The organism is Acidithiobacillus ferridurans (genome assembly GCF_003966655.1).
In the GTDB taxonomy this organism is placed as follows: domain Bacteria; phylum Pseudomonadota; class Gammaproteobacteria; order Acidithiobacillales; family Acidithiobacillaceae; genus Acidithiobacillus; species Acidithiobacillus ferridurans.
The window spans coordinates 295,620-320,310 of sequence record NZ_AP018795.1 but is presented as its reverse complement, the minus strand read 5'-3'; the positions used below and the strand labels follow the sequence as shown (position 1 = coordinate 320,310).

Genomic DNA, 24,691 nt, shown 5'->3' with positions numbered 1-24,691 from the left:
CTTTTGAGTCATGGGGCGGCTGTAGGGATCAGCGCAGGACGCCAGCCATCGGCGCGCTGGATAGCGACGGCAACAGCTGCCACCGTTCTGACGTTTCTGCTGGCGCCTTTTGCGGCGCTGGTTTTCGCCACGGACTGGCACGATTTTCATTTTGCGCCCGGCGACCTCGCCGCCATCCAGGTTTCCCTGTTTTACAGTGCCTTGGCTCTGGCGCTCGTGGTGCTGGCGGGAACGCCGCTCGCATGGTGGTTGGCGCATTATTGTTACCGCGGCAAGTGGCTGGTGGATGCGCTGCTGCTGTTGCCGTTGCTGACCCCACCCCTGGCCATGGGCATTTTGCTGAGTTCCTTTTACGGACCTTACTCACCAGTGGGTGGACTGCTCAGTCAGGCAGGGCTCTACCTGACCAATACCGCCTCGGCGTTTGTGCTGGCGCAGATTTACGGGGCCATGCCCTACTATGTGCTGGCCGCCCGTGCGGCTTTTGAGGGGGTTCCGGAAGAGCTGGAGCAGATCAGTCGCACCCTGGGCCGCAATCGCTGGCAGACCTTCTGGCGGGTGACGCTGCCGCTGGCCCGTCTGGGACTGACGGCCGGGGTGGCGCTGGCCTGGGTGCGCGCCATGGGCGAGTTCGGCATCGTGCTCATCGTGGCGTATTTCCCGCAGGGCATTCCGGTCAAGCTTTGGGTCAATCTGGAGGATATGGGGCTGAGTGCGGTTTACCCTCTGCTCTGGATATTCTTTCTGGTCGCTGTGCCTTTACCTCTGTGGCTGGGGTTGCGCTCGCGCCGACAGGGAATGTTCTGATGACTCCGCGCTAAAACTCATGGAAATTCGTTATCAACTGGAAACGCCGGTCACCCTGGATATCCAGATGCAGGTGCGGGATTTCACCGTCCTGCTCGGTCTATCCGGAGAGGGCAAGACGATGCTGCTCAAGGCCATCGCCGGTTTGATTCCGGCGCATGGGTATCCCTTCGGTGGCCTTGCTGCCGAGCGACGCCCCATTGGCTATTTGCCCCAGGGTTATGCGCTTTTCCCGCACCTGCGGGCCTGGGAAAACGTCGCCTTTCCGCTGCCAAGGGGTGCAGGCCGCCGCACGCAGGCTATGGATTTGCTTGCGCGCGTGGGGCTTGCCGACCTGGCGGAGCGTTATCCTGCGGCCCTCTCCGGCGGGCAACGTCAGCGGGTGGCGCTCGCCCGTGCTCTGGCCCGGCGTCCGGAGCTGCTGCTGCTGGACGAGCCCACCTCGGCGCTGGACATGGCCACGCGCGACGAGATTCTGGACGAACTCATCCGGGAGGTCCACGATTTTGGAGTGCCGGTGCTGGCGGTGAGCCACGATCCGCACCTGGCGATGCTCGCAGATCACATGGCAGTGCTGTTGGGTGGGCATATCGTGCAGGAAGGCCCTCCCCGTGCGGTGTTTGCACGACCCGCCACTATGGGAGCGGCGCGTTTGCTGGGATTTCGTAATTTCCTGGTGGGGCGCATTGAGGAGACAGCGGAAGCCGGAATGGTGGTGGCTGGATCTGGCTGGCGTCTGCGTACCGGTTTTCGGTATGGCATGCATCCGGGTATACCGGTGACCGTGGCCATTCGTTCCGAGGATCTCGTGCCGGGCGACGTTTTGGGCGTCCCAGCGCCGAATGCCCTGAAATTGAAGGTCGTGAGCCTCCGGGAGGAGGGTGTCGCCTTGCGCGTCAGAATGGAAGGGGCTTGTTCTTTGGATATGCTGTTACCTCGCTTACAATGCGAAGGCAGGTCTCTGGCGCTAGGCGCCACGCTTTGGGTACAGGTGGCACCAGAGCATGTACATGTGATGGCCGAAGTAGAGTAGTAGGCCATGCGCCCCATTTTCGTAGCGCCTGGTGGTTTTTGCAATCCATTGATATTGACAGGGTTGGGCGTTGGCGCCAGAATACGCGACTTAATTTCCCGCAGACGCGGGATTGTAGATATGGAGAGTAAAAGTTGGCCAATACAGCTCAGGCGCGCAAGCGCGTATTACAAAATGAAAAGCGGCGCCTGCATAATGCCAGCCTGCGGTCGCGCTTGCGCACCTATGTGAAGGGTGTGCTGAAGGCCGTACATGTCGGTGATCAAGAGCAGGCACGCAGCGCACTGCGCGCCGCGGAGTCGGTCATCGACAAGACGGTTGGCAAGGGCGTGGCACATCGCAACATGGCAGCCCGCACCAAGAGCCGGCTCTCGGCTCGTGTCAAGGCGATGGGTAACGCCGCCCAGTAATGAGGGCGGTATTCCCGCAGTCCGTGTGGACTGCGTAGCAGAAGAGGCGATCCGGTTGTGTGGATCGCCTCTTTGCTTTTATGTGCGGCGAACCCGCTGGTCAGGTCTTGCCGAGCATCTCCCGCAGACGGGCGAAAGCGGCGGTGGGGTCCATTTCTTCTTCTGGGTTCTGGTCGCCCTGCCAGTCCAGATGCTCTTTGGGGATTTCCTGGAGGAAGCGGGAGGGTTCCGGATGGACATCCTGGCCGTAGCGGCGACGTTTACGGCAAAGGCTGAGGGTCAGGCGGAAGCGGGCGCGGGTCATGCCCACGTAAAAGAGGCGGCGTTCTTCCTGAATCTGCTCCGGGGTTTCGCTGTTGCGGTGGGGCAGCAGTTCCTCCTCTGCGCCAACCAGAAATACCTGCGGGAACTCCAGGCCCTTGGCCGCGTGCAGGGTGGACAGGCGCAACACATCGCGATCGTCATCCTCCTCACGCTCCAGCACATGGAAGAGCATCAGGCGGTTGAGGATCTCCGCAAGGGTTTGCGGGCCTTCATCCTGTTCCTGCAGGCGTTGCATCCAGTTCAAAAGCTCCTGAATATTCTCCCAGCGGCGCGCGGCGTCTTTTTCATCTCCCTCATTCTGCAGATATTGCAGGTAGCCGATTTCTTCCGGCAGACCCCGTAGGGCGGGGATGAGTTCGGTCTTGCCGATTTCGTCCGTTTTGAGATTCACCCAGCCGGCGAAGCCGCGCAGGGCGATGCGCGCCTTGTCGGGAACGTCCAGCGCATCGTCCCAAAGTGCGGCGAAGAGCGAGAGATTACGCTCCTTGGCGAAGGCACCCAGGCGTTCCAGGGTGCTGCTGCCGATGCTCCGGCGTGGCGTGTTGACCGCCCGCAGAAAGGCGGGATCATCGTCAGGATTGACCAGTAGCCGCAGATAGGACAGAAAATCCTTGATTTCACTGCGTTCAAAGAAAGAGAGCCCGCCGGATATCTGGTATGGAATCCGGGCATTGCGCAGGGCCGCTTCGAAGGGACGGGCCTGATGGTTGCTGCGGTACAGTATGGCGTAATCGCGGTATTCACCCTGCCGCTGAAAGCGGTCGCGGAGAATGGCATTGACCACTTGCTCCGCCTCGTCCGTCTCGTTGGCGCAGCGCAGGGCGCGGATGCTGTGGCCATCGCCCAGGGTGCTCCACAGGCGTTTTTCAAAGAAGTGTGGATTTTGCGCGATGACCGTATTGGCGGCCTGGAGAATGCGGCCGGTGGAACGATAGTTCTGCTCCAGTTTGACCACCTTGAGGTTGGGGAAATCTTGCGCCAGCCGATCCAGGTTGCCGGCAGCCGCACCCCGCCAGGAGTAGATGCTCTGGTCGTCGTCTCCCACTGCGGTCAGGTTGTGGCGGGTGCCCAGCAGGCTTTTTATCAGCCGGTACTGTGCGCCGTTGCTGTCCTGATATTCATCCACCAGCAGGTAGCGGATACGGTCCTGCCAGGCATAACGGGCCTCCGCATCGTCCTGTAGCAGACGGGTGGGCAAGAGGATGAGGTCATCCAGATCCACGGCGTTGCAGGCGCTGAGGGAACGCTGATAGGTCGTATAGATTTGAGCAGCCTCCTGGCCGAGACGGTCATCGGCACGTGCCTCCTCGGGAAAGACGCCGTCATTCTTGAAGCGGGAGATGCGGGACTGGATGGCTTCGGCGAGGTCGCTGGGGCCATTGGCCTCGCGGAGCAGATTACGCACCATCCCCAGGCTATCGCCGGGGTCAATGACGCTGAAGTTGCCGCGATAACCCAGGCGCTCGATGTCTTTACGCAGGATCTGCAGGCCGAGATGATGAAAGGTGGAGACCATCAGGCCGCGGCTGTTATGGCCCTGCAAGGCCTCCCCGACGCGGCTCTTCATTTCACGGGCGGCCTTGTTGGTAAAAGTCACCGCGCAGATATGCCTGGGTGCGACCTGTTGCTCCCGGATGAGATGGACGATTTTCCGGGTGATGACCCGGGTCTTGCCCGACCCGGCCCCGGCCAGCACCAGCAGGGGACCGTGGATGTGTGTTACGGCTTCCTGCTGTGGCGGATTGAGATCAGCCATAGGTGTCATATGGGTGGGGGTTTGCAGCCGCTATTTACCGACTGCCGGTATGCTTTCAGGGGATTCGGAAAAACCGCCCTTATAGGCCCACCAGATCACCACCGGGCCAAGAATGATCATGGGTACGGACAGCACCTGACCCATGGTATAAGGACCGAAGACAAAGCCCAGTTGGATATCCGGCTGCCGCGCATATTCCGCGGCAAACCGGAAGACGCCGTACAGGAAAACGAACATCCCGCCCACTGCGCCGGCAGGACGGGCTTTGCGACTGTAAATGGCGAGAATCACAAGGAGTAGAACGCCCTCCAGCAGAAACTCGTAAAGTTGCGAGGGCTGCCGGGGTTGCGGACCACCGGAGGGGAAGACCATGGCCCAGGGCAGGTGACTGACGCGGCCAAAAAGCTGATCGTTGATAAAGTTGGCAAGACGTCCCAGACCCAACCCAATGGGCACGGCCGGCGCGATAAAATCCAGAGTGGGCAGAAAGGCATGTTGCTCATGGAGTCGCGCAAATACCCAGCAGGCGATGACGACACCCAGCAGGCCGCCGTGGAAAGACATGCCGCCATCCCATATGGCCAGCATTTTTATAGGGTTGGCCAGATAATAGGGAAGGTTGTACCAGAGCACGTAACCCACCCGTCCGCCCAGAATGGCGCCGACGGCCACATAGAATTCCAGGTCGACGACCTGCTCTTTGCGCCAGTTCCAGTGCGCCATGCGGCCGCGCCGGATGAGCCAGACGGTGGCGATAACAAAACTGATGATCTCCAGCAGGCCATACCAGTGGATGGTGATGGGGCCGAGCTGGAAGCCGACGGTGTTGATATCCGGAAAATGCAGCATAGGTGCCCTCGCAATTTCAGGCCACCATGGCGGAGCCTCGCGATTCTGTCAAGTTGGGACCGCAGGTGAAGGCATATCGACCGCGCCCGGCAGCAAGTTCCGGGCGCTGGGCGGCGGTTGCAAGCGACCTTCGTATCGGTCAGCGGTTCACAGCGATTGCTTATGGCTCCCTGGGCGCCGGCATCAGCCGCCGCAGAAAATCGCGGCGATCACACTGCTGTTGTTCCTGCATGCTGGCGCGAGTTTTGCGGCGGTGGTCGATTACGCCCTCCCAGGCCGCAAACACGGCGGCGGCGTCGGGATAGCGGCGCAGGTTCTGGACCAGCGGTTGCCAGAGAAAATGCCCGATCTCCGGCAGGTATTGGAGGTGGCCCTGCCCGAGCACGCCCGGAATCTTCAGACTCAGGGCGGGACCAAGGCCGGTACAGGGCTGATTCACCCGTGCGGCAGCAGACCAGCCTTCGGGCAGGGGAATGTCGGGGACTTTGAGGGGCATCGCCAGGCGATAGAGGGCGATGGGCGTCAGAAGATAGGCCAGATACCAGTCCTGCACTTTTTGCAAATCCCGTATCTCGACGGAGAGTCCCGGATGGACGTTGGGACTGTTTGCAAAGCACCGTTGATGCCAGTCGGCAAACACCCCCTCCAGGGTCTGGGTCAGATCGTCGCGATCCGCCATGAGTTGCCAGTTCATGGGCGCAATCCTCTAGCCTGACGGCGGATTTCGCCCGCCAGCTCCCGATAAAACATGAACTCGGCATGCCTTTCCAGGCAGTCGCAGAAACGATCCAGCCAGTCCGCCAGGTATTCCCGATAAAAATCGGCCGCCGCGGACGTGTCGTCCTTTTCCAGAAAAAAGCCGATGAACTCCGCCATGGTACCCAGGTAATCTGCAGGCAACCCCTGAATAGCGAGATCATACTGTCCATAAAAACGCTCCAGTTCGCCGGCGCGGTGACCGTCCAGCACGCCGTCCTCCAGGAAGGTGGAGGCGAAGGGTGGACAGACGGCAGGAAAGGTGAACAGCCGCGTATGCTCGCCCTGCCAGACATCCAGGGCCACTGTGGCCAATTCCCCCAAGGCCGAGGTCAACCACTCCGGCTGATAGGGTTGTTCGCTGATCAACTCCGCAGAGTCGGCAGCGGGCTCGGCCAGGGCCATGGCGATAAAGCGCCAGACCTCCGCACACACACCCGCTTCAGTGGCTGGTGAGGACATGATAGATACCCGCACCAAGTACGCCGTCGTGGCCGGCATTGGCCCAAGGGAAGACGTACACCCCGCTGGCGAGAAAGTAATGGCGGAGCAGGAAGCCGCCCAGCAGCACCATACAGGCGGTGAGGATCACCGGAGCGCTGCCCTTCCAACCATTGAACGTGCCTTTGATCTCCAGCAGGAAGGGCAGAATCAGACCGATCATCAGGAAGCCTATCATCCAGCCCCAACTGTGCAGGAGGATGTGCAGTGTGGCCTGACCGCTGAGATTGCCCGGCAAAATGACCAGCATGATGCTGAAAATCAGCACGATTTCAACGGCGATGAGGAGCATGTCCAGACGCTCATACCAGCGGGCCAGGGTGTCATGCTGATGCAGTACGCCGTACAGTACCAGCAATTGAAAGGCGAGCGCCGTAGAGAAAGCGGAAACCGTGAACAAAGGCGGCACCAGGTCGTTGGCCCAGAGGGTTGCCGCCGGGAAGGAGCGTAGCAGCAACCCTGTATACACGGCGGTGCCTACTCCGCAGAGGATGGCCACCCAGGCAATGGGGGTGCGCAGTTTCTGCGCCCAGACGCCCACCAGTTTGATCAGCGGCAGTTCGAACCAGAAATTCAGCCAGCGTCCCACCAGCGGCAGGCGGCGGAACCATGGTTCATCGATCATCAGCGGCCAGATGTAGAGCAGGCCGAAAACCATCGCCCAGACGATGAACTGGGTACCCCAGGCGATCCAGGACCAGGGCAGGAAGAAGGGATTCCAGGGCATCAGGATTTCCCAGACATTGAGGGGGTGAAGCAGATCGATCAGCAGCAGGGCGGAGCCAACACCCAGAAAAGCCTCTCCCGCCAGGGTACCCCAGAGGGTGACGGCCCGGTTGGCCCGGAAATAGAGATGACTGAAGAGACTCAGGGCAATGAGGGCTGCACCTAGACCACCGAGGAAAAGATAAGCCGCGACCAGCGTCGCCCAGCGGTCCTGAACGATGAGACTGGTGGCAAAATGGACCGAGTTCATACGAGATCCTCCGGAAGCTTGTGGATGTAGTAAATATTGGGGCCGGTGCCCAGTTCGGTGAGCAGACCCTGAGCCTTGCCGGTCGCGACCACCTTGGTGATGAGGTCGTTGGGGTTGTCCAGGTCACCGAAAATACGGGAGTGGGCGACGCAGGTTTCCACGCAGGCGGGATCCAGACCTTGCTGCAGGCGGTCGTAGCAGAAGTCGCATTTATCGATGCTGGGCACGGTACGTTTGAGAAAGTCCTTGCCGTAATAGCCCAGTCCCTTGTCGATATCGTTACTGTCGGCAGGGTAGCGGGCATCGTAGGGGCAGGCCATGGCACAGGCCTGGCAACCCATGCAGATGTCGGGGTTGACGCGGACGATGCCGTTGGCCTCCTTCCAGGTGGCGCCAGTCGGGCACACGCTCACACAGGGCGGGTTGTCGCAATGGTTACAGAGCTTGGGAAAAAACTGGCGGAGGAACTTATCCCCGATTTCAATTTCTTCGTCGTACACATAGGTGCGGTATTTTTCCGGATTCCACACGGGCGTCTGGTTTTCCATGGCGCAAGCGGCCATACAGGCATTGCAGCCGACGCAGGTATCCAGATTGATGAGCATCGCATATTTGGTCATGACAGATTCCTCAGGCGCGTTCGAGGCGCACGGTGAATTCCTGGGAGCGGAAACCGCCGCTCACCGGTTCGATGAAGTCGGGCGTGATTTTGTTCAGGGCCGTGCCCATGCGGTAACCATGGGTGAGGGCCGGATTCTGGTCGCCATAGCCACTGTAGAGAAAGACGGTATCTTCTCGGACGAGGCGGGTGACATGAACCGATGCCTCGGCCTTCTGCTGCGTGAGTTGGTTGGTCACCCATACCTTGTCGCCTTCCTTGAGCCCGAGTTTGCCGGCACGCTGGCTGTGCACCCATAGACCCGTATAAATGTCGCCACGGAACTTGCTGATACTCACCAGAGGTTGGAAATCGTTGTTCGGCGAACAATGGGAAACCACGGGCACCATGCCGAAGGTAAAATAGAACTCGTCATCGGCCATGGGTGCCTTGCTGCCCGGTCGACAATCGGCGGGAATGTGGGTGGCCAGTACCGAAAAATAAGGGTTATCCCAGAGGCCAAACTGCTCCCGCAATTGCCCATAGAGGTTGCTGTAGAACTCGGCTCGCCCGCTGGGGGTGGGCAGGGCCATCTTGCGCGGCATGCCGTAGTTGGCGATGAGTTCCTCGGCCTTGGCGACGGGATAGACCCCCTTCTCGCGCAACACCGCATCGAGCTTTTGCGGCGTGATGCCGAGTCCTTTGGCCTTCATTTCAAAATCCACCTGGCGGCTGGCCATGTTGAAGGGATTTTTGATGCCCTTGGCGCGATTCTCGGCAGTCAGGGCCTTGAGGCGGGCGGCGGGCACGCCAGCGAGCTGCTCCAGTGCCCGATAATAGGGTTCGCTGCTGCCGCTGATGATCTCCGTCAGCTTCAGCAAGGCATCGGGCAGAATGACGTTGTCGTAGAGGGGCGGAACGGCCTGATAACGGGTGATGAGCATGTTGTCGGGATTGGTGCCGTTGCCGTAGATGGCCGGTTCATCGCGCTCCAGGTAGGTGAGTTCGGGCAGGACCACGTCGGCATAGGCCAGGGTATCCGAGGGCATTACGTCCATGACGACGACCAAGTCCATGTTGGGATGGTTCAGGACCTCTTCCCAGAAGCTCTCGGGCGCATCGCGCAGGGGGTTGGTGCCGTTGAAGAGGATGGCTTTGCAGAGATAGGGCGCGCCTTTCCAGGTCAGTTTGCCTTTTACGGCGGAATCCAACCCTACCTCTGTGGTGAAGGGAAACGCCGCCCAGTCGGGAGAATCCTTGGGAGTCTGATCGCGATGCACCGCCGCCCAGGCCGGATAGCCGTGGGGATAGGTGTTGGGATCGGCTGCCGCCTTGGCGCTCCAGTAAACGAAGGGCATGCCCGCCAAGCTGGCCATGGGCGGCGCCTTGGGATCATTCTTCACCTCCCACATGTGCCGCACCTGCTCGCGGTAGTCCCCGCCGAAGATCCAGCCGCCGGGCACGTCGAACCCGCCCTTGAGGCCCTGGATCATGGCCTGGACCCTGCGCAGCATCTGGATGTTGCCGTAGCGGGCCCCGGACCATCCGGGGATGAGGATGGGCGACTTGGCCTGATGAAAATCGCGAACGATCTTGCGGATGTCGGCGGCGTTGATGCCGGTATTGGCAGCAGCCCATTCGGGTGTATAGGATTGAATCTCCTGATGCTGAGCATCAAAGACCGTCAGCATGGCCTCGCCATTGTGAGTAAAGCCTTGGGGTGCGCGAAGCAAGGGGGTCACGCTGTTGCCGTTGCTGCCTTGCAGATTGTGGTTGCTGAAGGCGGGGAGAAAGACCACCTGACCGCTCTTGGCGTCGATGACGGCGGGTTCTTTTTGCGCCGAAAGATAGAGTTCCCAGACGTTGTGGGCATTTTTGCGCACCAGGAAGGGCATGTTGCTGTGGCTGATGAGAAACTCCTCATCGTACCAGCCGTTATTCATCATCTCCCGTAGCATGGCGAGGGTGAAATCCAGGTCGGTGCCGGGCTTGATGGCATACCACTCGTCGGCCTTGGCCGCCGTTTCCGAGGCGCGCGGGTCGAGAACTACCACCTTGGCCCCTTTCTCTATGCCGGCGGCGAAACGCACGGCTCGGCAGGTCGAGACGCCGCCGATGCTGCCGTTGCCGATGATAGAGAGGATGTAGTCGCTGTTTTCGTAATCCTCAATGTTCTCGCCGTGAACGACATAGTTGCCGGTCATGGAGTTGGTGCCGAAATGGCCGTTGAAAACGCAATTTTGCGTGGGCGAGGTGATGAGATTGGGGATCTGATTGGCGGCAGTGAAGCAGAAGGTGTTGGGAATATAGAAGGAGCAGGTGCTCCAGCCGCCATAGATGGTCCATTCCCACGGCTTGATCCCCTTGCTCTTCTGCGCGATGTAGTCCCAGGCTTCTTCCCAGGTGGCGGCGCGGAATTTCATCTCGCTGCGCTTGCTGCCCGCCACGCGGATGAGGGGCGTCTTGATGCGGTTGGCGCTGTAGACCTGACGTAAGCCCGATTGGCCGCGGGCGCAGATCTTGTCGCCGTTGAGGGTGGAGTTGGGGTTGCCGCCCAGCTTCATGATGCGCTGCTTGCCTTTTTTCTCCGCGACGGTAATACGCAGCGAGCAAAAGGAAGAGCAGTAGTTGCAAATGGAGTGGGCAAAGTGGTCGGCAGCGTCGGGATGCGTGGGGCCAGCCAGTTTGATCCAGTCGGGATGGTAGAGCGTCGCGCCCACGGCACTGACGCTGGTGCTTTTAAGAAAGGTACGGCGGGTCATTTTTGGAAACTGCCAAGCCATTTGAAGGCCTCCTGTGCACAATAAGCGCTATGTTTTTAATAATATAATTAGTTTAGAATGTCATTATATGGTGATATGCTACGCGCCTTGGTGCCGGGTGGGAATTGATAAAAATCAATTTATTTATTGTAATGTTCTATAACGGTATATAATCATATAATGTAGTTCTGGGGTGCCCTCAATGTTCCATTCTCAGCGCGGTAGCTGCATGGTTACGCAGTGCAGGCTGCCATGCTGGCGAGCCAGTTCGATGCAGGGAATGGCGATTACTTCCCGATCGGGGAAGGCGTGTTGCAGGCGATTCTGTGCCACCGTGTCGGCGGGATCATCGTAAGTCGGCAGGAGCAGGGCAGAGTTGAGAATGAGAAAGTTGGCATAGCTGAGGGGCAGACGGGCGCCATCACCGTCCCTTTGCGCCTGTGCCCAAGGCAGAGGAATCAGGTGATACGGTGCGCCATCCCGGTTGCGGAAGGCTCTGAGTTCCGCCGCCATTTGCTGGAGCGGGGCGAAATGACTGTCGTCAGGGTCATCGCAACTCTGATAGGCGATGGTATGGGGGTTGCAGAAACGGGCAAGGGTGTCGATGTGGGCATCCGTGTCATCTCCTTCCAGATGGCCGCTATGCAGCCAGAGGACGCGTTCCACACCGAGTTGGGCGCACAGGGCGTCTGCGATCTGCGCCGCGGACCATTGCGGATTGCGGTTGGGCGAAAGCAGGCACGCACTCGTGGTCAGCAAGGTGCCCTGGCCGTCGCTTTCAATGCTGCCACCTTCCAGCACCATGCCGGAAATTTCCAGCGCTGCTGCACCAAAGGCACCCTGAGCATGCAGGTGACGGGTGATCTGATTATCTAAATCAGCGCGAAATTTCAGGCCCCAGGCGTTAAAGGCAAAATCCATCAGTTTATGCTGTCCAGCAGCATTTTTCAGGGTAATGGGACCGTGGTCGCGCGCCCAGGAGTCATTGCTGGGGACGATGTGCAGGTGGCAGCGGAATAGGTTGGCACCGGCCTGATGCAGATATTGCCTGCAGACCTCGATGCTGGTCGGATCATGGCAGGCAATGAGCACGTCCTCGCGGAGGCTGATTTCACGGGCAATGCGGGCAAAGACGGGCAGCACGCTTTCCAGGCGCGGCCCCCAGTCGGTATCCGGGTGCGGCCAGGTGAGTTGTACCGATTGCTGCGGAGCCCACTCCGCGGGAAGGGTGTATTCAGCTGCCATGGTCCGCTCCGTTGTCCGTCACCCCGACATCATAGGAGTTTAATGACTTTTCGTCAGCCTGTCCGACAGGCTAAACTGCGTCCTATGCAAAAAACTGCCGAGCGTATGGATCATTTACTGTCCCGCCTAGGGTATTGCAGCCGCTCCGAAGTGCGCGACCTGTTGCGCGAGGGGCGCGTGCGCGTGGCTGGGGAACTGCTGCGCAAGGCCTCTGCCAGAGTGAACGCGGCGGAGGTTTGGGTGGATGAGGAGCCCATTGATCATCCCCATGCTTTCTATCTGCTCTATCATAAACCTCTGGGGAAGGTCTGTGCTCACGATGATCCCCGCGCCATCTATCAGGATTTTCCCCTGCGCTGGCGCTATCGGCGGCCAGCGCTGAGCAGTGTCGGTCGGCTTGACCGGGAGACCAGCGGGGTCCTGCTGCTCACCGATGACGGTGACTGGCTGCACCACTGGACGAGCCCCCGCCGTGCCATTCCCCGGGTGTATCGCGTGACTCTGCAGGAACCATTGCGAGGGGATGCGGCGGACATTCTGGCCGCGGGAACCTTGATGCTGGACGGTGAAGACACACCTTGTCGCCCCGCCACGTTGCACTGCCTGACAGAGCGCGAGGTCCTGCTGACACTGACGGAGGGGCGTTACCATGAAGTCCGCCGGATGTTCGCGGCTCTGGATAATCTCGTGCTGACACTGCATCGGGAGGCCTACGGCCCTTTTTTGCTGGGCGATCTCCCGGCCGGTCAGTGGCGTGAACTCACAGTGGCGGAGCGTATGAGGGAGGAAATTCCATGATCTGGACACCCCATGTGACGGTAGCCACCGTCGCAGAGGAGAACGGCCGTTTCCTGTTGGTGGAAGAAGTGGTAGATGGGCGGCGCTGTTTCAATCAGCCTGCCGGCCACTGGGATCCTGGTGAAACGCTGCTGGAGGCGGTCGTTCGCGAAACCCTGGAGGAAACCGGCCACTTTTTTCGGCCGGAATATCTGACTGGTATTTATCACTGGGAATATCCTGCGAAAAACCTGACTTATCTGCGCTTCGCCTTCGGCGGACAGCTCGGCACCAGGGACAGTAGCCGCGCTCTGGATGCGGGCATCATCGGTCCGGTGTGGCTGACCCCGGAGGAGATTGTGGCGCGTGAGGGAGAGATGCGTAGCGCCATGGTCCAGCGCTGCATGGCGGACTATCGGGCGGGCCAACGCTACCCGCTGGAACTGCTTCACATGGTCTGAAGGCGCCCCGGAGGTGGAATTGGACTGACGCTGGCCCTGCAGCGTGTTATATTGCCAATATAAAAGGCATCGGCAGAGACGATGAACATGATAGACGCAGACGGCTATCGCCCCAATGTGGGCATGATCATTTGTAACGAACAGAATCAGGTATTGTGGGCCAAACGCCTGGGTGAAAATGCTTGGCAGTTTCCCCAGGGCGGCATCGATTATGCAGAAACGCCGGAGCAGGCGATGTTCCGTGAACTGGAAGAAGAAGTAGGGACCGCCAAGGTCTGCATCATCGGAAGGACGCGGGGCTGGTTGCGCTATGAAGTGCCCTGCGCCCGCCATCGCGTCTCGCGGCGTCGCTATCGCGGGCAGAAGCAGATCTGGTTTTTACTTCGTTTTGAGGGCGAAGAGGCAGAAATCAATCTGCGCACCCGGCAGCCGGAGTTCGAGGACTGGCGCTGGGTGGATTACTGGATGCCGGTGAATGAAATCATTTCCTTCAAACGCCGCGTCTACTGGCAGGCGTTGCAGGAACTGGCGCCGCTGATCAACATGAATCCGCCGCCCATGACCGATCCTTGCCGTTCCGAGAACCGATATCCGGTTGGTGGAAGCCGCTGACCGCCCTACGCAGTAACGGACGATCTATCCACTCACCGGACGATTTCCCGAAGACTTCTGCACATAGTGGCGTTTCCGGCCTCCCATGCCGGTTTGCACATGGCTCGGCCCCACATCTGGCCGGTTCACCGTCGCGTAATAACGCCCGAGGCGTGGGCGGCTCGCTGCCACCTCGGCGTCGGTCAAGGGACCGAGATGGGAAGAAACCAGTTGGACCACCGCTTCCCTGAGTGGGCCGGCGTTGCCCTTGCCGAAGGGATAGACGCGGTTGGTCAGGATGATCACACAGGTCCTGGACACCGGGTCGATCCACAGGAGTGTCCCGGTAAAGCCGGTGTGATCATAGGCGCCCACGGGCAGGAGGTCGTCACGGTTGGGGGCGAAGGGCGCGGCCAGGTCCCAGCCCAGCCCGCGCAGCTGCACCTTTCCGGGCGGGGATTGGGGGATGGTCATCCGCCCCACGGAACGGCGCTCCAATATCCGAACGCTATGAAGGGCGCCACCGTTCAGAAGCATCTGCGCAAAAATCGCGAGATCGCCGGCGGTGGAAAACAGCCCGGCATGGCCAGAAACCCCTCCCATGCGGTAGGCCGTGGGATCATGCACCTTGCCCCAGCGCAGCTTGCCACCCAGATATTCCGTGGGCGCAATGCGATATCGTTTCCATGCGGGTGGGCGGAAGGTCGTCTCCCGCATGTGGAGCGGCCTAAAGATATGCTCGGCGCAGTAGACGTCGAGCGGCTCGCCGGAAACCCTGCGGACGATCTCGCCGAGGGCCTCGAAATTGATATCGCTGTAAAGGTAACGGCTACCGGGCGCAGCCACCGGCTTTTCCGCGATGATTGCCCCAAGCGCCCCCCGGTAACCGCGCCATGGGATTCTCGGGTTGAGATCTGGGGCCAGCCCCGAGTAATGGGTGAGCAGTTCCCGTACCGTAATGACTTCCTTGCCATTCTCCCCGAAGGCCGGCCAGTATCTGGCCGCAGGGGCGTCGAGATCCAGTTTCCCTTCTTGCACGAGTTGCATCACGGCGGTGGTGGTTGCGACGACCTTGGTAAGAGACGCCAGATCGAACAGTGTCCCGACGCTCATGGGGATCCTTTCGGGTTCCAGCGCGGCATATCCGAAGGCCTGGCGGTAGACGATCCGGCCCTCGTTGCCCACGAGTATGACGGCTCCGGGAATTCTGCCGCTCTGGATCTCCTTCTGAACGATCTGCGCGATTCCCGACAAGTCCGCCCGATGAAGCCTTTCCGGGTCAGCATCCGCCTGGGCGGATAATATGCCCGTACACAGCAAGGCGAAGAACACCAGAGCCCATAGGGCGCCTTTCCAGGTCAGCGCGCGAGATGCGCCATTTTTACCGGCGTATTGCGTGAACATATTCCCGTTCCGATCCCTCCAGGATTGTTCAGGTGGCCTTCGCGAATGGTTGTCACCATCCCCGACTTCGGCCGGAGTCCTGCCGTAGTATAGACATTACGGGGGTTCCACAGCATCCATCCGTCTGATCCGAAAGTCTGCGCCGCATCGATCTGCGCCGCAATCTCCTCGCCCTCGAAGGGTTTCCCGCCAAAGGCGTAGTCACGAAATGCCTGCAGCCAGGGGCGGAAGCGCACTGCAGGCAAACCCGTTCTTTCTTCGGCTTTGCGCAGCGAGAGGTACACTATTTGGTGCGGATGGAGAACGGGGTTGGGGTAGCCGGGAATACCGTACTGAAAGCCCGATGGATAGAGCATGGGAGAGATATAATCGACCTGCTGCGCCATCTCATCCAGGTTTTGGCCGATCCCGGTGTCATTGCGGTTCCAGATCACGTAACCAAAGATATCCGCAGAAAGAAAGACATTATATGGGATCAAGCGCCTGCGGGCCTCCGCGAGAAAGCCGGAAATTGCCGAGACCCGGCTTTCCCGGGTAGTCGGCCGGGAAAACACCAGGCCCTTGGCGTCGGGAAAGCGGACGTAGTCGAACTGGATCTCGTCGAAGCCGTCCCTGGCGGCCTCGATGGCGATGTCGATGTTGTAGTCCCATACCTGCCTGCTGAAAGGATCGGTCCAGGCGAGGCCCTCCCGATCCCTCCAGATGGCACCGCCCGCGGTCCTCACGGCCAGATCCGGTCGCGCCAATGCGAGGACGTTGTCCTTGAAAACCACGATCCTGGCAATGGTGTAGATGCCTTCTTTGTGCAAATCGTCCATTAGTTGCTTGATATGTTTAATGGTGATCATTTTTTGGGCGCCGATCTCTGTCGCCAGAGGAACGTCGGTCTTGTACGCAATCCTTCCCCGGTCGCTTTTCACATCGATCACTACGGCGTTGAGGTCCGTTTTGCCGATGATATCAAGCGCGGATTCCCGCAGGCGCGTGTTGGCCGCTCCGTAGGAAGACAAATAAAGGGCCTTTGGTTTGAAAGGCGCGAGGGATAGGGTCTCATCCTCCTTGAGATCTCCGACGGGGACCTCGCGTCGCCTGTAGCCGTAGGCCCTGAGGCCAAGCACCGCCCCTTCTCCGCCAATCTGGAAACGTCCACCCTGGCTGGTGCGCACGACCGTATCTCCCAAGGTCACAAATGCCCCTGGGATCGGTTTGCATGTCAAGGCGTCCACGACCATCCCGCTGTAGGCGGCAGCGCTCCCCGAGACGAGCAACAAGACTGCAACTAACGAAGCGCATATGTTTTTTATGTTTTTATAACCCTTCACAGCTCACCTCGTTTATCTGGAGTCCGTGGTCAACAGTCTTCCCAATGTCTTGCCCGTATCCTGGTCCGTGATCAGATAGCGCGGGAGGGCCATCACATTATCCGATGGCCCGGCAGGCGCCCTTACCATGGTGCAGGCGGCGATATATCCCGCCGCCACGGCGCTCTTGATGAGCTCTTCATCGTAGATCCCGAAGGGCCAGGCAAGCATGTCCACTTTGATCCCCAGTTCCTGATCGAGCTTCGCCCTGGACTTTTCCAATTGCATGGCCACGAACTTCTCGTATGCCTGAGGGGCAAGACGTTTCTTTTCTGTCTTGAAGTTCGGATGCCAGTAGGTGTGGGACTGGATGTCCACGAGCCCGGAGTCGCGCATGATCCGCAACTCATCCCAGGTCAGGGCGTAAGACGCCCGGGATATGGCGGAAGGATAGATGAAGAGCGTCACCGGAATATGGTAATGCTGCACCAAGGGAAACATGTCCGTGTACACCGACTGGTGCCCGTCATCCGCGGTGATCACCACGGAATGGGGAGGGGGAGGGGGACCAACGCCACGAATATATGCTACGACTTCCTTGAGCGGGACAATCCGGTAGCCATGGCTCCTCAGGTATTCCATCTGTGCCGCGAAGACCATTGTGCGAACGGTCATGGTATCTCTCACCACGGGACCAAAACGATGGTAGAGCAGGATGGGCACGACGCGCTCCGCCCCTGATCCCCAAGCCGGTATGGCGAAAAATATGGCGAGTAAAGACACCATTTGCCAAACAACGCGCATGCCCGGCTTTCCCATCCGCTGTGCCCTGCCGGTCTGGAGAAACAACCCCGAACTTCCAAGTTTCATGCACCCGCCTTCAAAAATCGCCGTGGGGCCGCTGCTGGGTAGATGCTAGCAGTTCCCCAGCCGGACGGGAACGGGGGTTGTAAGAATTGTTGTGTAAATGGTCATTTGGCAGGAAACTACCGTCCTGTGAGAAAGGAGTTGTAAATAGCTATTAGTAATGAACTGCTGGAGTCTTTGGGTTATATCTCTCCGGCAGAAGCTGAGGCACAATATTATCAGCAACTCGAACGTCAGGCCGGTCAAGCGGTATGACTTAACCTGAACAGCCTCCACAATACTCGGGGCCGTTCACTCCAAACTTGTCGATGTGCTGCTCATTGACGGATTCAACCAGGATGGCCAGGCCAGACAGTTATGCAGCGCGGAGTTCTACGGGCATGCTACGCCAGACCCCGGAAGGGTGGCGTATTGGTGGCCAATATGTTAAATAGTGATAGAAGATGTGTACCTGTATCACCAGAATCTGCGAGAGATCTGACGACCAGGTCATTGCTGTCGAGGCGGATTTGTTTGGGAACGGGATGGTCGTTGCGTATATGGGGCACCCATATTTGGTCCGCAAGATGCTGTTTTTACCAATAACCACTAAGGAAGGCTTATCTATGGGCAGTATTCCGAGTTGTCAAAAATGCGGTTCAAATTACGTCTATGAAGATGGCAATCTTTATATATGTCCAGAGTGCGCACAAGAATGGCCAAAAGAAAACCATCTGGAAAAAATCGACTCTCTTCGTGCTTCTGATGCAAATGGCCATGCCATCAATGATGGCGATACCGTGGTCGTGGTGAAAGATCTCAAGATCAAAGGTTCGTCATCAATAATAAAAGTTGGAACAAAAATAAAAAATGTCCGTATTGTTGATGGTGATCATAACATTGATTGTAAGGTGGATGGTGTTGGTGCGATACAGTTAAAGTCCGAGTTTCTACGTAAAACACCATGAGCATGCATCTCACCTTTCGCCAGTTACAGGTGTTTACCGCCGTGGCGAAGTATCAGAGCTTTACCCGCGCCGCGCAGGCGCTCTATCTCAGCCAGCCCGCCGTATCCATGCAGGTCCGGCAGATGGAAGAGCAGGTTGGACTGCCGCTCTTTGAACAACTGGGGCGCCAGATATATCTCACTGAAGCGGGGCGGGAAATGGCGCGCTACAGTGCCGCCATCACCCAGCAGCTGGATGAGGCGGTGCAAGTGATCAATGACCTCAAGGGACTGGCCGGGGGACATATTCATATCAGCGTGGCGACCACTGGGGCATATATCGCACCTTATCTACTGGCGGCGTTCAGTAAATTGCACCCGCAGGTGACGGTCAGTATGGATGTCACCAATCGGGAGACCTTGCTGCATCAGTTGGCGGAAAACGAAGTGGACGTTGCCATCATGGGGCGGCCACCAGCGGGGCTGTCGCTGGAGGCTACGGCCTTTCTGGAAAACCCGCTGGTGATCATCGCCGCGCCTGATCATCCCTTGGCTCAGGTCAGGGCGATTACTCTGGAGGCGGTGGCGGCTTATCCTTTCATTATGCGGGAGTCGGGTTCGGGGACGCGGATCGCGGTGGAACAATTTTTCGAAAAGGCCAGTGTTGCGCTGCATGCGAGCATCGAAGTCAGCAGCCACGAAGCGATCAAACATGCGGTGCGCGCCGGTATGGGGCTGGGCATCGCTTCTCTGCATACGGTGCGGGAAGAGTTGCTGGCGGGACATCTGGCGGTGCTGGATGTGCAAGGCATGCCTATCGAACGCCATTGGTATCTGGTACATCGTCAGGGTAAGCGCCTCTCGGCAGCCGCTCAGGCCTTCCGGGATTTTCTGCTGAACCAGGATGCGGCGCGGTTGCTGCCCGCATAAGGGCCCCTACCGGGTCAGGGCGATAAACAGTTCCGGCAGCTTTTCCGGCAGTCTGGCAATGTGGTCGATGACGGTGTACTGACGGCCGAAGATGTCGGCGACATAGGCGTCGGCATGGGCGTCGAGGCTGATACAGTAGGTGAAGATGCCGTCGCGATCCAGCTCATTGACTGCTTGGCGGGCGTCTTCGATCAGGAGACGTTCGTCCTGCACATCGACGTCAGAGGGCCGGCCGTCGGTGAGTACCAGCATCAGTTTCTTGTCGGCCTTGCGTGCCGCCAGATAGTGTCCCGCGTGGCGCATGGCGGCACCCATCCGGGTCGAATAACCGGCCTGGAGCGCCGCCAGGCGGCCCTTGACGGTGTCTCCCCAAGGTTCGGAGAAACCCTTGATGTGCTGATAGCGCACTTCATGGCGGGTGTTGGAGTTGAAACCGGCAATAGCCAACGGATCGCCGAGTTGTTCGATGGACCAGGCGAGCAGCGATACCGCTTCCTGCGATAGTTGCAACACCGTCTGGCCGTCACCGCCGCCGGTTTTGACAGGTTCGTTCAGTGATTCGGACAAGTCCAGCAACAGGGTCACGGCGATATCGCGCCCGGCCGTGCGATGGCTCATGTTGATGCGCGGGTCAGGGGTGCTGCCGCTCTTGAAATCGATCCAGGAACGCAGGGCGACGTCCAGATCCAGTTCGCTGCCTTCTTCCTGGTAGCGGATGCGCACCTTGTCCTGCGGTTTGAGCAGATCGAGCAGGCGTTTGAGGTGCTTGGCCAGCGCCGCATGCTTGAGAAGCAGTTGATCGATGGCCGCTGCCGCCGTCGAGGCGTGCAGCCCTTCATAGAGGCTGACCCAGTCTGGCCGGTAGCTCTGGCTCTGATAGTCCCATTCGGGATAGTGGCGCGGCGGCAGTCCTTGGGTTTCCAGGTCGGGCGCCTTGCGTTGCGCCGCGTCAAAGGCCTCTTCCTCATCGCCGGATTCGATGAAGCGCCATAAGCCGCGGTTGTCGTCGCGGTAGCTGATCTCGGTATCGGCGAAATGCACTTTGGCGAACTGGTCGCTCTGGCGGCGTGTGGTGGTGACGTAATCCAGCGCCAGCCGGGCCATGGTCGCCGTATCGGCATTGCCGCCCGCGAGTTCCCGGTGAAAGCGGCCGACAAAGTCATGGAGCACGGGATTGCGGTAACCATGTTCCGGATCGAGCAGCGCCCGCGACAGCATCGCCAGACGATGGCGCAAGCAGGAGGTCGTCTCCGGATCGCAGGCATCCTCACCGGGTTTGGGGTGCAGCGCGAGAAATAGCGTGCGCAGGCCGGGATAGGTCCGGATGACCAGGATGTCGATGCGGGCGTCCTCGAAAAACTCCACGGCCAGGCGCTGGAACGGGCTCCAGTTATCGGCTATTTGCGGTGTCGACCAGCGCCGGTGGCCGACCATATGCGCCAGGATCGCGCGGTAGTGGTCCAGCGCGCTGACACCCGGCAGATCAACGAGCACATCCGGCAGCCGCATGCCAAGCGCGTCGTAGTAGGGCTGCGGCGTGCGCAGCGTGGTAAAGGCGGTGGAGTAGGGGACCAATACTTCGCTGTCCTCCCAGAGCCCGCGCAGGTACAGGTCGAGTTTGCGTTCGACGTCCGCCAGCAGGGTGCCGTGTCGTTCGCGCTGCAGCACCGCCCGGCTGTCCGGCGACTGTAGCGAGAAGAAGTCTTTCTGACGTTCGGGGTGGTGGAGATAATTGCGCACGCCATAGTCGACCCAATGGCGCAGGCCATCCACGGTCAGGCTCTGCAACAGGGTGGGTGCCTGGCGCAGGAGCTCCGGCAGACCGGGGCTGGGGTGGGTCTGGTGATGACCGTGGATGGAGCCGGTGGTACGCTCCATCATGTCGCGTAGCGTGTCCAGGTAATGCCCCAATTGCTCGCGGCCCTGCAGGGCGCGGCTGACCGGCGCCAGGGTTTGCAGAAATCCGCCGATGGCGTTGCCGTTGGGGGTGCGTTGCATGTGCTGCACCATCTGCATGACCATTTCCAGTGTACCGTCGCCCAGCGCGGCGCCGATGTCCGGCCATTCTTCGAGGAAAATCAGGACCGGTTCTTCACCCCGCCCGAGTTTGCAGAGGACGCGCGCTGCGTCAACATAGGCGCTCACTCCCGCCGGGCCGAGGCAGGCACTGGCCTTGGCGATACAGTCGGGAAACACCTCGCCGACCCGGGGGAAGCGACAGTCGAGTTGTTTCCGGTATGCTGCCAGGCGGGATGGCAGAGAGGCGTCGCACGGATGATCCGTCATGGAGGCCACTGCCGCGCTTCAGGCGAAAGTCATGTCGATGGCGTGCTCCAGCGTCGCGCGAATGTCGGCATCATCGGTGATCGGCTGCACCAAAGCCATGCGGCAGGCCGCGCGCGGTGCCACCCCATCGTCCATCAGCATGGCGGCATAGACCAGCAGCCGGGTGGAGATGCCCTCGTCCAGACCATGGCCCTTGAGACGCCGGGCGGTAGCGGCCACGGCGACCAACTGGGTGGCTGTGGCCGGCGCCACACCGGTTTCCCGCACCAGAATCCCGGCTTCCAGTTCGGCGTTGGGATAGTCAAATTCAAAGCCGGTAAAGCGCTGCTTGGTGGATTGCTTGAGATCCTTCATCAGCGACTGATAGCCGGGGTTGTAGGAAATCACCAGTTGAAAGTCGGGATGCGCACGGATCAGTTCGCCCTTCTTGTCCAGCGGCAGGGTGCGGCGATGGTCGGTGAGCGGGTGGATCACCACGGTGGTGTCCTGGCGGGCCTCGACGATTTCGTCCAGATAACAGATCGCGCCGTAGCGTGCCGCCACCGTCAGCGGGCCGTCCTGCCAGCGGGTACCGTTCTTGTCGAGCAGCCAGCGGCCGACCAGATCAGCGGCGGTCATGTCCTCGTTACAGGCTACGGTGACCAGCGGCTTGGAGAGCTTCCAGGCCATGTATTCGACGAAGCGGGACTTGCCGCAACCGGTCGGTCCCTTGACCATCACCGGCAGCCGCTTGCGGTAGGCAGATTCAAACAGGGCCACTTCGTCGTGCTGAGGCTGGTAAAACGGTTCCTTGCCTACCAGGTACTGGTTCAGGATGGAGGAATCTGTTGCAGTCATGCGGCGCTCCGTGTGTGGTTTGCCGCCAGAGGCGGCGAAACAGGGAATGAGTCGGTTCGAAACGGGCTGTTGGAGGCCGTTTTCAACAAAAGCGCCCCCGTTCGGGGGCGCATTTATCTGGTTGATCGGAGACGGAGGATTACTTATGCACGCCCAGCTTTTCACGCCAGCCGGGGAACAGCTTGTCGGCATCGCCCGGGAAGGACTCGAAGGCGCGGGCGAATTCCTTGTGCTCCTTGGCCCACTCGATCGGGTCGGCCTTGGCCTTCCAGCAGTCGTAGGCCTGGCGCAGGGAGATGGCACCGGCCGCCGGGGAGTCGATGTGGCCGTAGGAGCCGCCGCCGGCGGTGTTGATCACGTTGCCGTGGCCCAGGTTCTCGAAGAAGCCGGGCAGGCGCAGTGCGTTCATGCCGCCGGAGATGATCGGGGTGGTGGGCTTGATGCCGTACCACTTCTGGAAGTAGACCGGGCCCTGGCACTCGTCGCGCTCGATCATGTAGGCGATGACCTTGTCGTCGCCTTCGCCTTCCATCTTGCCGTAGCCCATGGTGCCGACGTGGATGCCGGAAGCGCCCTGCAGCCGGCTCATCTTGGCCAGCACGAAGGCGGTGTAGCCGCGCTCGGCGCTGGGCGAGGTGATCATACCGTGGCCGGCGCGGTGATAGTGCAGGAACTGGTTGGGGTACTGGCGGCGGGCGGTGGTGATCATGCCGGGACCACCGACGAAACCGTCGACCAGGAAGGCCAGCTTGTCGGCATCGGGACCGAAGGTTTCCAGCGCAAAATCGGCGCGGGCGCACATCTCGAAGTGGTCGTCAGCGGTGATGTTCATGGAGAACAGCTTGGCCTGGCCGGTTTCATCCTGGGCGCGCTTGAGGGAGTCGTAGACCAGCGGCAGGGTCTTCTTGATCGGGGCGAACACCTGGTTGCCCTGGGGTTCGTCGTTCTTGATGAAGTCGCCGCCCAGCCAGAACTGGTAGGCCGCTGCCGCAAAAGGCTCGGGACGCAGGCCGAGCTTGGGCTTGATGATGGTGCCGGAGATATAGCCGCCGTCCTTGACCGGGCGGCCGAGGATGCGCCACAGGTCGGAGATGCCCTTGGCCGGGCCGTCGAACATCTCGATCACGCGCTCGGGCACGTAGAAGTCGATCATCTTGGCGTGGGCGATGTCGCCCATGCCCTGGTTGTTGCCGATGGTGAGCGTCAGGAAGGACACCAGCATGAAGCGGCCGTCGGTAACGTTGCGGTCGAACAGTTCCAGCGGATAGGCGATCCGCATGTCTTCGGTCGCTTCGTCGATGTGATAGACCAGCGCGTCGACACCCTTGGTGAAGTCGTCGGTGGTGGAGACCTCGACGTTGGTGCCGGTGGAGGACTCGGCGGCGAAGTGGGCGGCACTCTCGAGATAACCGTGGCCAGCCTTGGGCTTCATTTTGTAGGCCACCAGAACGTGTTTGCCGCCAGAGATAAGGTCTTCCTCTTTTAGCGAAAGATCGGCATAGCGATTAGATTGATCCATGGTTGTTCCTCTTGTGCATATTGCATATTGATCATGAAAAGTCCGATGTTGCGGTTGACTTCCTGCCGGATCCGGCCGATGGACTGTGCGAGCAGCGCGTTCCACGCAACAAAACAAATAACCCCGGGCATTATAGCATTGTCAAACCGACCCATATACCAGAAGAATCTTATTGGATCGGTAAGTATCAGCTTATGGATCGTTTGCCCCGCTTTTGCCGGACTGCGTCAGACCCTCGGTGCCGGAGTCCGTCCGTCAACCGTTTATTCGTTCCCCGGACACCTGCAAAAGTCCCCGCAGCAGCGCGTCCGGATCCGGCGGACAGCCTGGTATCTGCAGATCCACCGGCAAGACCTCCGCGGCGCTGCCCATGACCGCATAACTGCCCCGGAATGCGCCGCCACCACAGGCGCAGTCGCCAATGGCGATGACCCGCCGCGGTTCGGGCATGGCATTGTGGCAGTCCTGCAAAGCCGCGACCATGTGGCGGGTCACTGGTCCAGTCACTGTCAGCACATCCGCATGACGCGGTGAGGCGCCAAAGTGGAAGCCTGCCTGCTCCAGGCCATAATGTGGGCCGCCCAGGGCATTCAGCTCCAGCTCGCAACCATTACAGGAGCCCGCATCCACATGGCGGATGCCGAGGCTGTGGCGAAAAACAAGGGGGCTGGCGGAGGATGGGTCCCGTTCCGTCCGCGGTGGTGTCTCTCCCACCCTTCCCAGCCGCAGCAGCTCACGCAATATCCGGTACATCACCATCTCCTTCCGGGAACTGT

Annotated in this window: 23 protein-coding genes; 8 read left to right on the top strand and 15 right to left on the bottom strand. The window is 59.9% G+C overall.

Annotated elements, in window-relative coordinates; all coding sequences use genetic code 11:
* Positions 1–3 precede the first annotated feature (3 nt).
* The 3 genes from AFERRID_RS01560 to rpsT all read left to right on the top strand — a co-directional run bounded on the left by AFERRID_RS01560 (position 4) and on the right by rpsT (position 2,250).
* Positions 4–807 carry an ABC transporter permease gene (locus AFERRID_RS01560; RefSeq protein WP_126604242.1) on the top strand — a complete coding sequence of 268 codons (804 nt, stop codon included), beginning with the start codon at positions 4–6 and terminating at the stop codon, positions 805–807.
* Positions 808–826: 19 nt separating this feature from the next.
* Positions 827–1,840, top strand: coding sequence for an ABC transporter ATP-binding protein (locus AFERRID_RS01555; protein WP_113525388.1), 1,014 nt, complete (start codon positions 827–829; stop codon positions 1,838–1,840).
* A gap of 134 nt (positions 1,841–1,974) precedes the next feature.
* Entirely contained in the window at positions 1,975–2,250 is a 276-nt protein-coding gene (gene rpsT, locus AFERRID_RS01550) for a 30S ribosomal protein S20 (protein WP_009567470.1), read from the top strand.
* Between the two features lie 100 nt (positions 2,251–2,350).
* Here the strand turns inward: rpsT and AFERRID_RS01545 are convergent, their stop codons facing one another.
* From AFERRID_RS01545 to AFERRID_RS01510, 8 genes are all read right to left on the bottom strand, one after another.
* Entirely contained in the window at positions 2,351–4,330 is a 1,980-nt protein-coding gene (locus tag AFERRID_RS01545; protein WP_225981786.1) for a UvrD-helicase domain-containing protein, read from the bottom strand.
* 30 nt (positions 4,331–4,360) lie between these two features.
* On the bottom strand, positions 4,361–5,179 hold the full coding sequence (lgt, locus tag AFERRID_RS01540) for a prolipoprotein diacylglyceryl transferase (RefSeq protein WP_113525391.1): 819 nt from the start codon (positions 5,177–5,179) through the stop codon (positions 4,361–4,363).
* Between the two features lie 160 nt (positions 5,180–5,339).
* Positions 5,340–5,873: a [NiFe]-hydrogenase assembly chaperone HybE gene (gene hybE / locus AFERRID_RS01535; RefSeq protein ID WP_113525392.1), complete on the bottom strand. Its 534-nt coding sequence runs from the start codon at positions 5,871–5,873 to the stop codon at positions 5,340–5,342.
* Positions 5,870–6,397: a TorD/DmsD family molecular chaperone gene (locus AFERRID_RS01530; RefSeq protein WP_225981785.1), complete on the bottom strand. Its 528-nt coding sequence runs from the start codon at positions 6,395–6,397 to the stop codon at positions 5,870–5,872. The genes hybE and AFERRID_RS01530 overlap by 4 nt, the downstream gene beginning before the upstream one ends.
* Entirely contained in the window at positions 6,378–7,412 is a 1,035-nt protein-coding gene (gene nrfD, locus AFERRID_RS01525; RefSeq protein ID WP_113525394.1) for an NrfD/PsrC family molybdoenzyme membrane anchor subunit, read from the bottom strand. Before nrfD ends, AFERRID_RS01530 begins: the two co-directional genes overlap by 20 nt.
* Positions 7,409–8,032 (bottom strand): 4Fe-4S dicluster domain-containing protein, encoded by a 624-nt coding sequence (locus AFERRID_RS01520; RefSeq protein WP_113525395.1) that lies wholly within the window; start codon positions 8,030–8,032, stop codon positions 7,409–7,411. Before AFERRID_RS01520 ends, nrfD begins: the two co-directional genes overlap by 4 nt.
* A 10-nt stretch (positions 8,033–8,042) precedes the next feature.
* Entirely contained in the window at positions 8,043–10,793 is a 2,751-nt protein-coding gene (locus AFERRID_RS01515; RefSeq protein WP_126604241.1) for a molybdopterin-dependent oxidoreductase, read from the bottom strand.
* 192 nt (positions 10,794–10,985) lie between these two features.
* Positions 10,986–12,017 (bottom strand): agmatine deiminase family protein, encoded by a 1,032-nt coding sequence (locus AFERRID_RS01510; protein WP_126604240.1) that lies wholly within the window; start codon positions 12,015–12,017, stop codon positions 10,986–10,988.
* A gap of 84 nt (positions 12,018–12,101) precedes the next feature.
* On the opposite strand from AFERRID_RS01510, the gene AFERRID_RS01505 reads away from it, so the two are divergent.
* The 3 genes from AFERRID_RS01505 (at position 12,102) to AFERRID_RS01495 (ending at position 13,867) form a co-directional block, all read left to right on the top strand.
* Positions 12,102–12,815 (top strand): pseudouridine synthase, encoded by a 714-nt coding sequence (locus AFERRID_RS01505; RefSeq protein WP_126604239.1) that lies wholly within the window; start codon positions 12,102–12,104, stop codon positions 12,813–12,815.
* Complete coding sequence (locus AFERRID_RS01500) at positions 12,812–13,255, top strand: NUDIX hydrolase (RefSeq protein WP_126604238.1); 444 nt, start codon at positions 12,812–12,814, stop codon at positions 13,253–13,255. The genes AFERRID_RS01505 and AFERRID_RS01500 overlap by 4 nt, the downstream gene beginning before the upstream one ends.
* A gap of 87 nt (positions 13,256–13,342) precedes the next feature.
* A complete protein-coding gene (locus tag AFERRID_RS01495) occupies positions 13,343–13,867 on the top strand; it encodes an RNA pyrophosphohydrolase (protein ID WP_126605658.1) in 525 nt (174 codons plus the stop codon).
* A 24-nt stretch (positions 13,868–13,891) separates the two neighbouring features.
* Here AFERRID_RS01495 and AFERRID_RS01490 read toward each other — a convergent pair whose 3' ends face one another.
* The 3 genes from AFERRID_RS01490 to AFERRID_RS01480 form a co-directional block, all read right to left on the bottom strand.
* Positions 13,892–15,250 (bottom strand): serine hydrolase domain-containing protein, encoded by a 1,359-nt coding sequence (locus tag AFERRID_RS01490; RefSeq protein ID WP_225981784.1) that lies wholly within the window; start codon positions 15,248–15,250, stop codon positions 13,892–13,894.
* Positions 15,205–16,437, bottom strand: a complete 1,233-nt coding sequence (locus AFERRID_RS01485; protein WP_225981783.1) for a putative glycoside hydrolase — start codon at positions 16,435–16,437, stop codon at positions 15,205–15,207. The genes AFERRID_RS01490 and AFERRID_RS01485 overlap by 46 nt, the downstream gene beginning before the upstream one ends.
* Positions 16,438–16,584: 147 nt before the next feature.
* Complete coding sequence (locus tag AFERRID_RS01480; RefSeq protein WP_126604236.1) at positions 16,585–17,421, bottom strand: polysaccharide deacetylase family protein; 837 nt, start codon at positions 17,419–17,421, stop codon at positions 16,585–16,587.
* A 602-nt stretch (positions 17,422–18,023) separates the two neighbouring features.
* Between AFERRID_RS01480 and AFERRID_RS01470 the strand changes: the two genes are divergently transcribed.
* Positions 18,024–18,365: a zinc ribbon domain-containing protein YjdM gene (locus AFERRID_RS01470; protein ID WP_126604235.1), complete on the top strand. Its 342-nt coding sequence runs from the start codon at positions 18,024–18,026 to the stop codon at positions 18,363–18,365.
* Complete coding sequence (locus tag AFERRID_RS01465; protein ID WP_172959314.1) at positions 18,362–19,273, top strand: LysR family transcriptional regulator; 912 nt, start codon at positions 18,362–18,364, stop codon at positions 19,271–19,273. The genes AFERRID_RS01470 and AFERRID_RS01465 overlap by 4 nt, the downstream gene beginning before the upstream one ends.
* Before the next feature lie 6 nt (positions 19,274–19,279).
* Here the strand turns inward: AFERRID_RS01465 and AFERRID_RS01460 are convergent, their stop codons facing one another.
* The 4 genes from AFERRID_RS01460 to AFERRID_RS01445 all read right to left on the bottom strand — a co-directional run bounded on the left by AFERRID_RS01460 (position 19,280) and on the right by AFERRID_RS01445 (position 24,668).
* A complete protein-coding gene (locus tag AFERRID_RS01460) occupies positions 19,280–21,559 on the bottom strand; it encodes a nitric oxide reductase activation protein NorD (protein ID WP_126604234.1) in 2,280 nt (759 codons plus the stop codon).
* 18 nt (positions 21,560–21,577) lie between these two features.
* A complete protein-coding gene (locus AFERRID_RS01455) occupies positions 21,578–22,396 on the bottom strand; it encodes a CbbQ/NirQ/NorQ/GpvN family protein (RefSeq protein WP_126604233.1) in 819 nt (272 codons plus the stop codon).
* Between the two features lie 139 nt (positions 22,397–22,535).
* Complete coding sequence (locus tag AFERRID_RS01450; RefSeq protein ID WP_113525405.1) at positions 22,536–23,915, bottom strand: ribulose-bisphosphate carboxylase; 1,380 nt, start codon at positions 23,913–23,915, stop codon at positions 22,536–22,538.
* A gap of 255 nt (positions 23,916–24,170) precedes the next feature.
* Positions 24,171–24,668, bottom strand: a complete 498-nt coding sequence (locus AFERRID_RS01445) for an NADH-quinone oxidoreductase subunit B family protein (protein ID WP_113525406.1) — start codon at positions 24,666–24,668, stop codon at positions 24,171–24,173.
* Positions 24,669–24,691 lie beyond the last annotated feature (23 nt).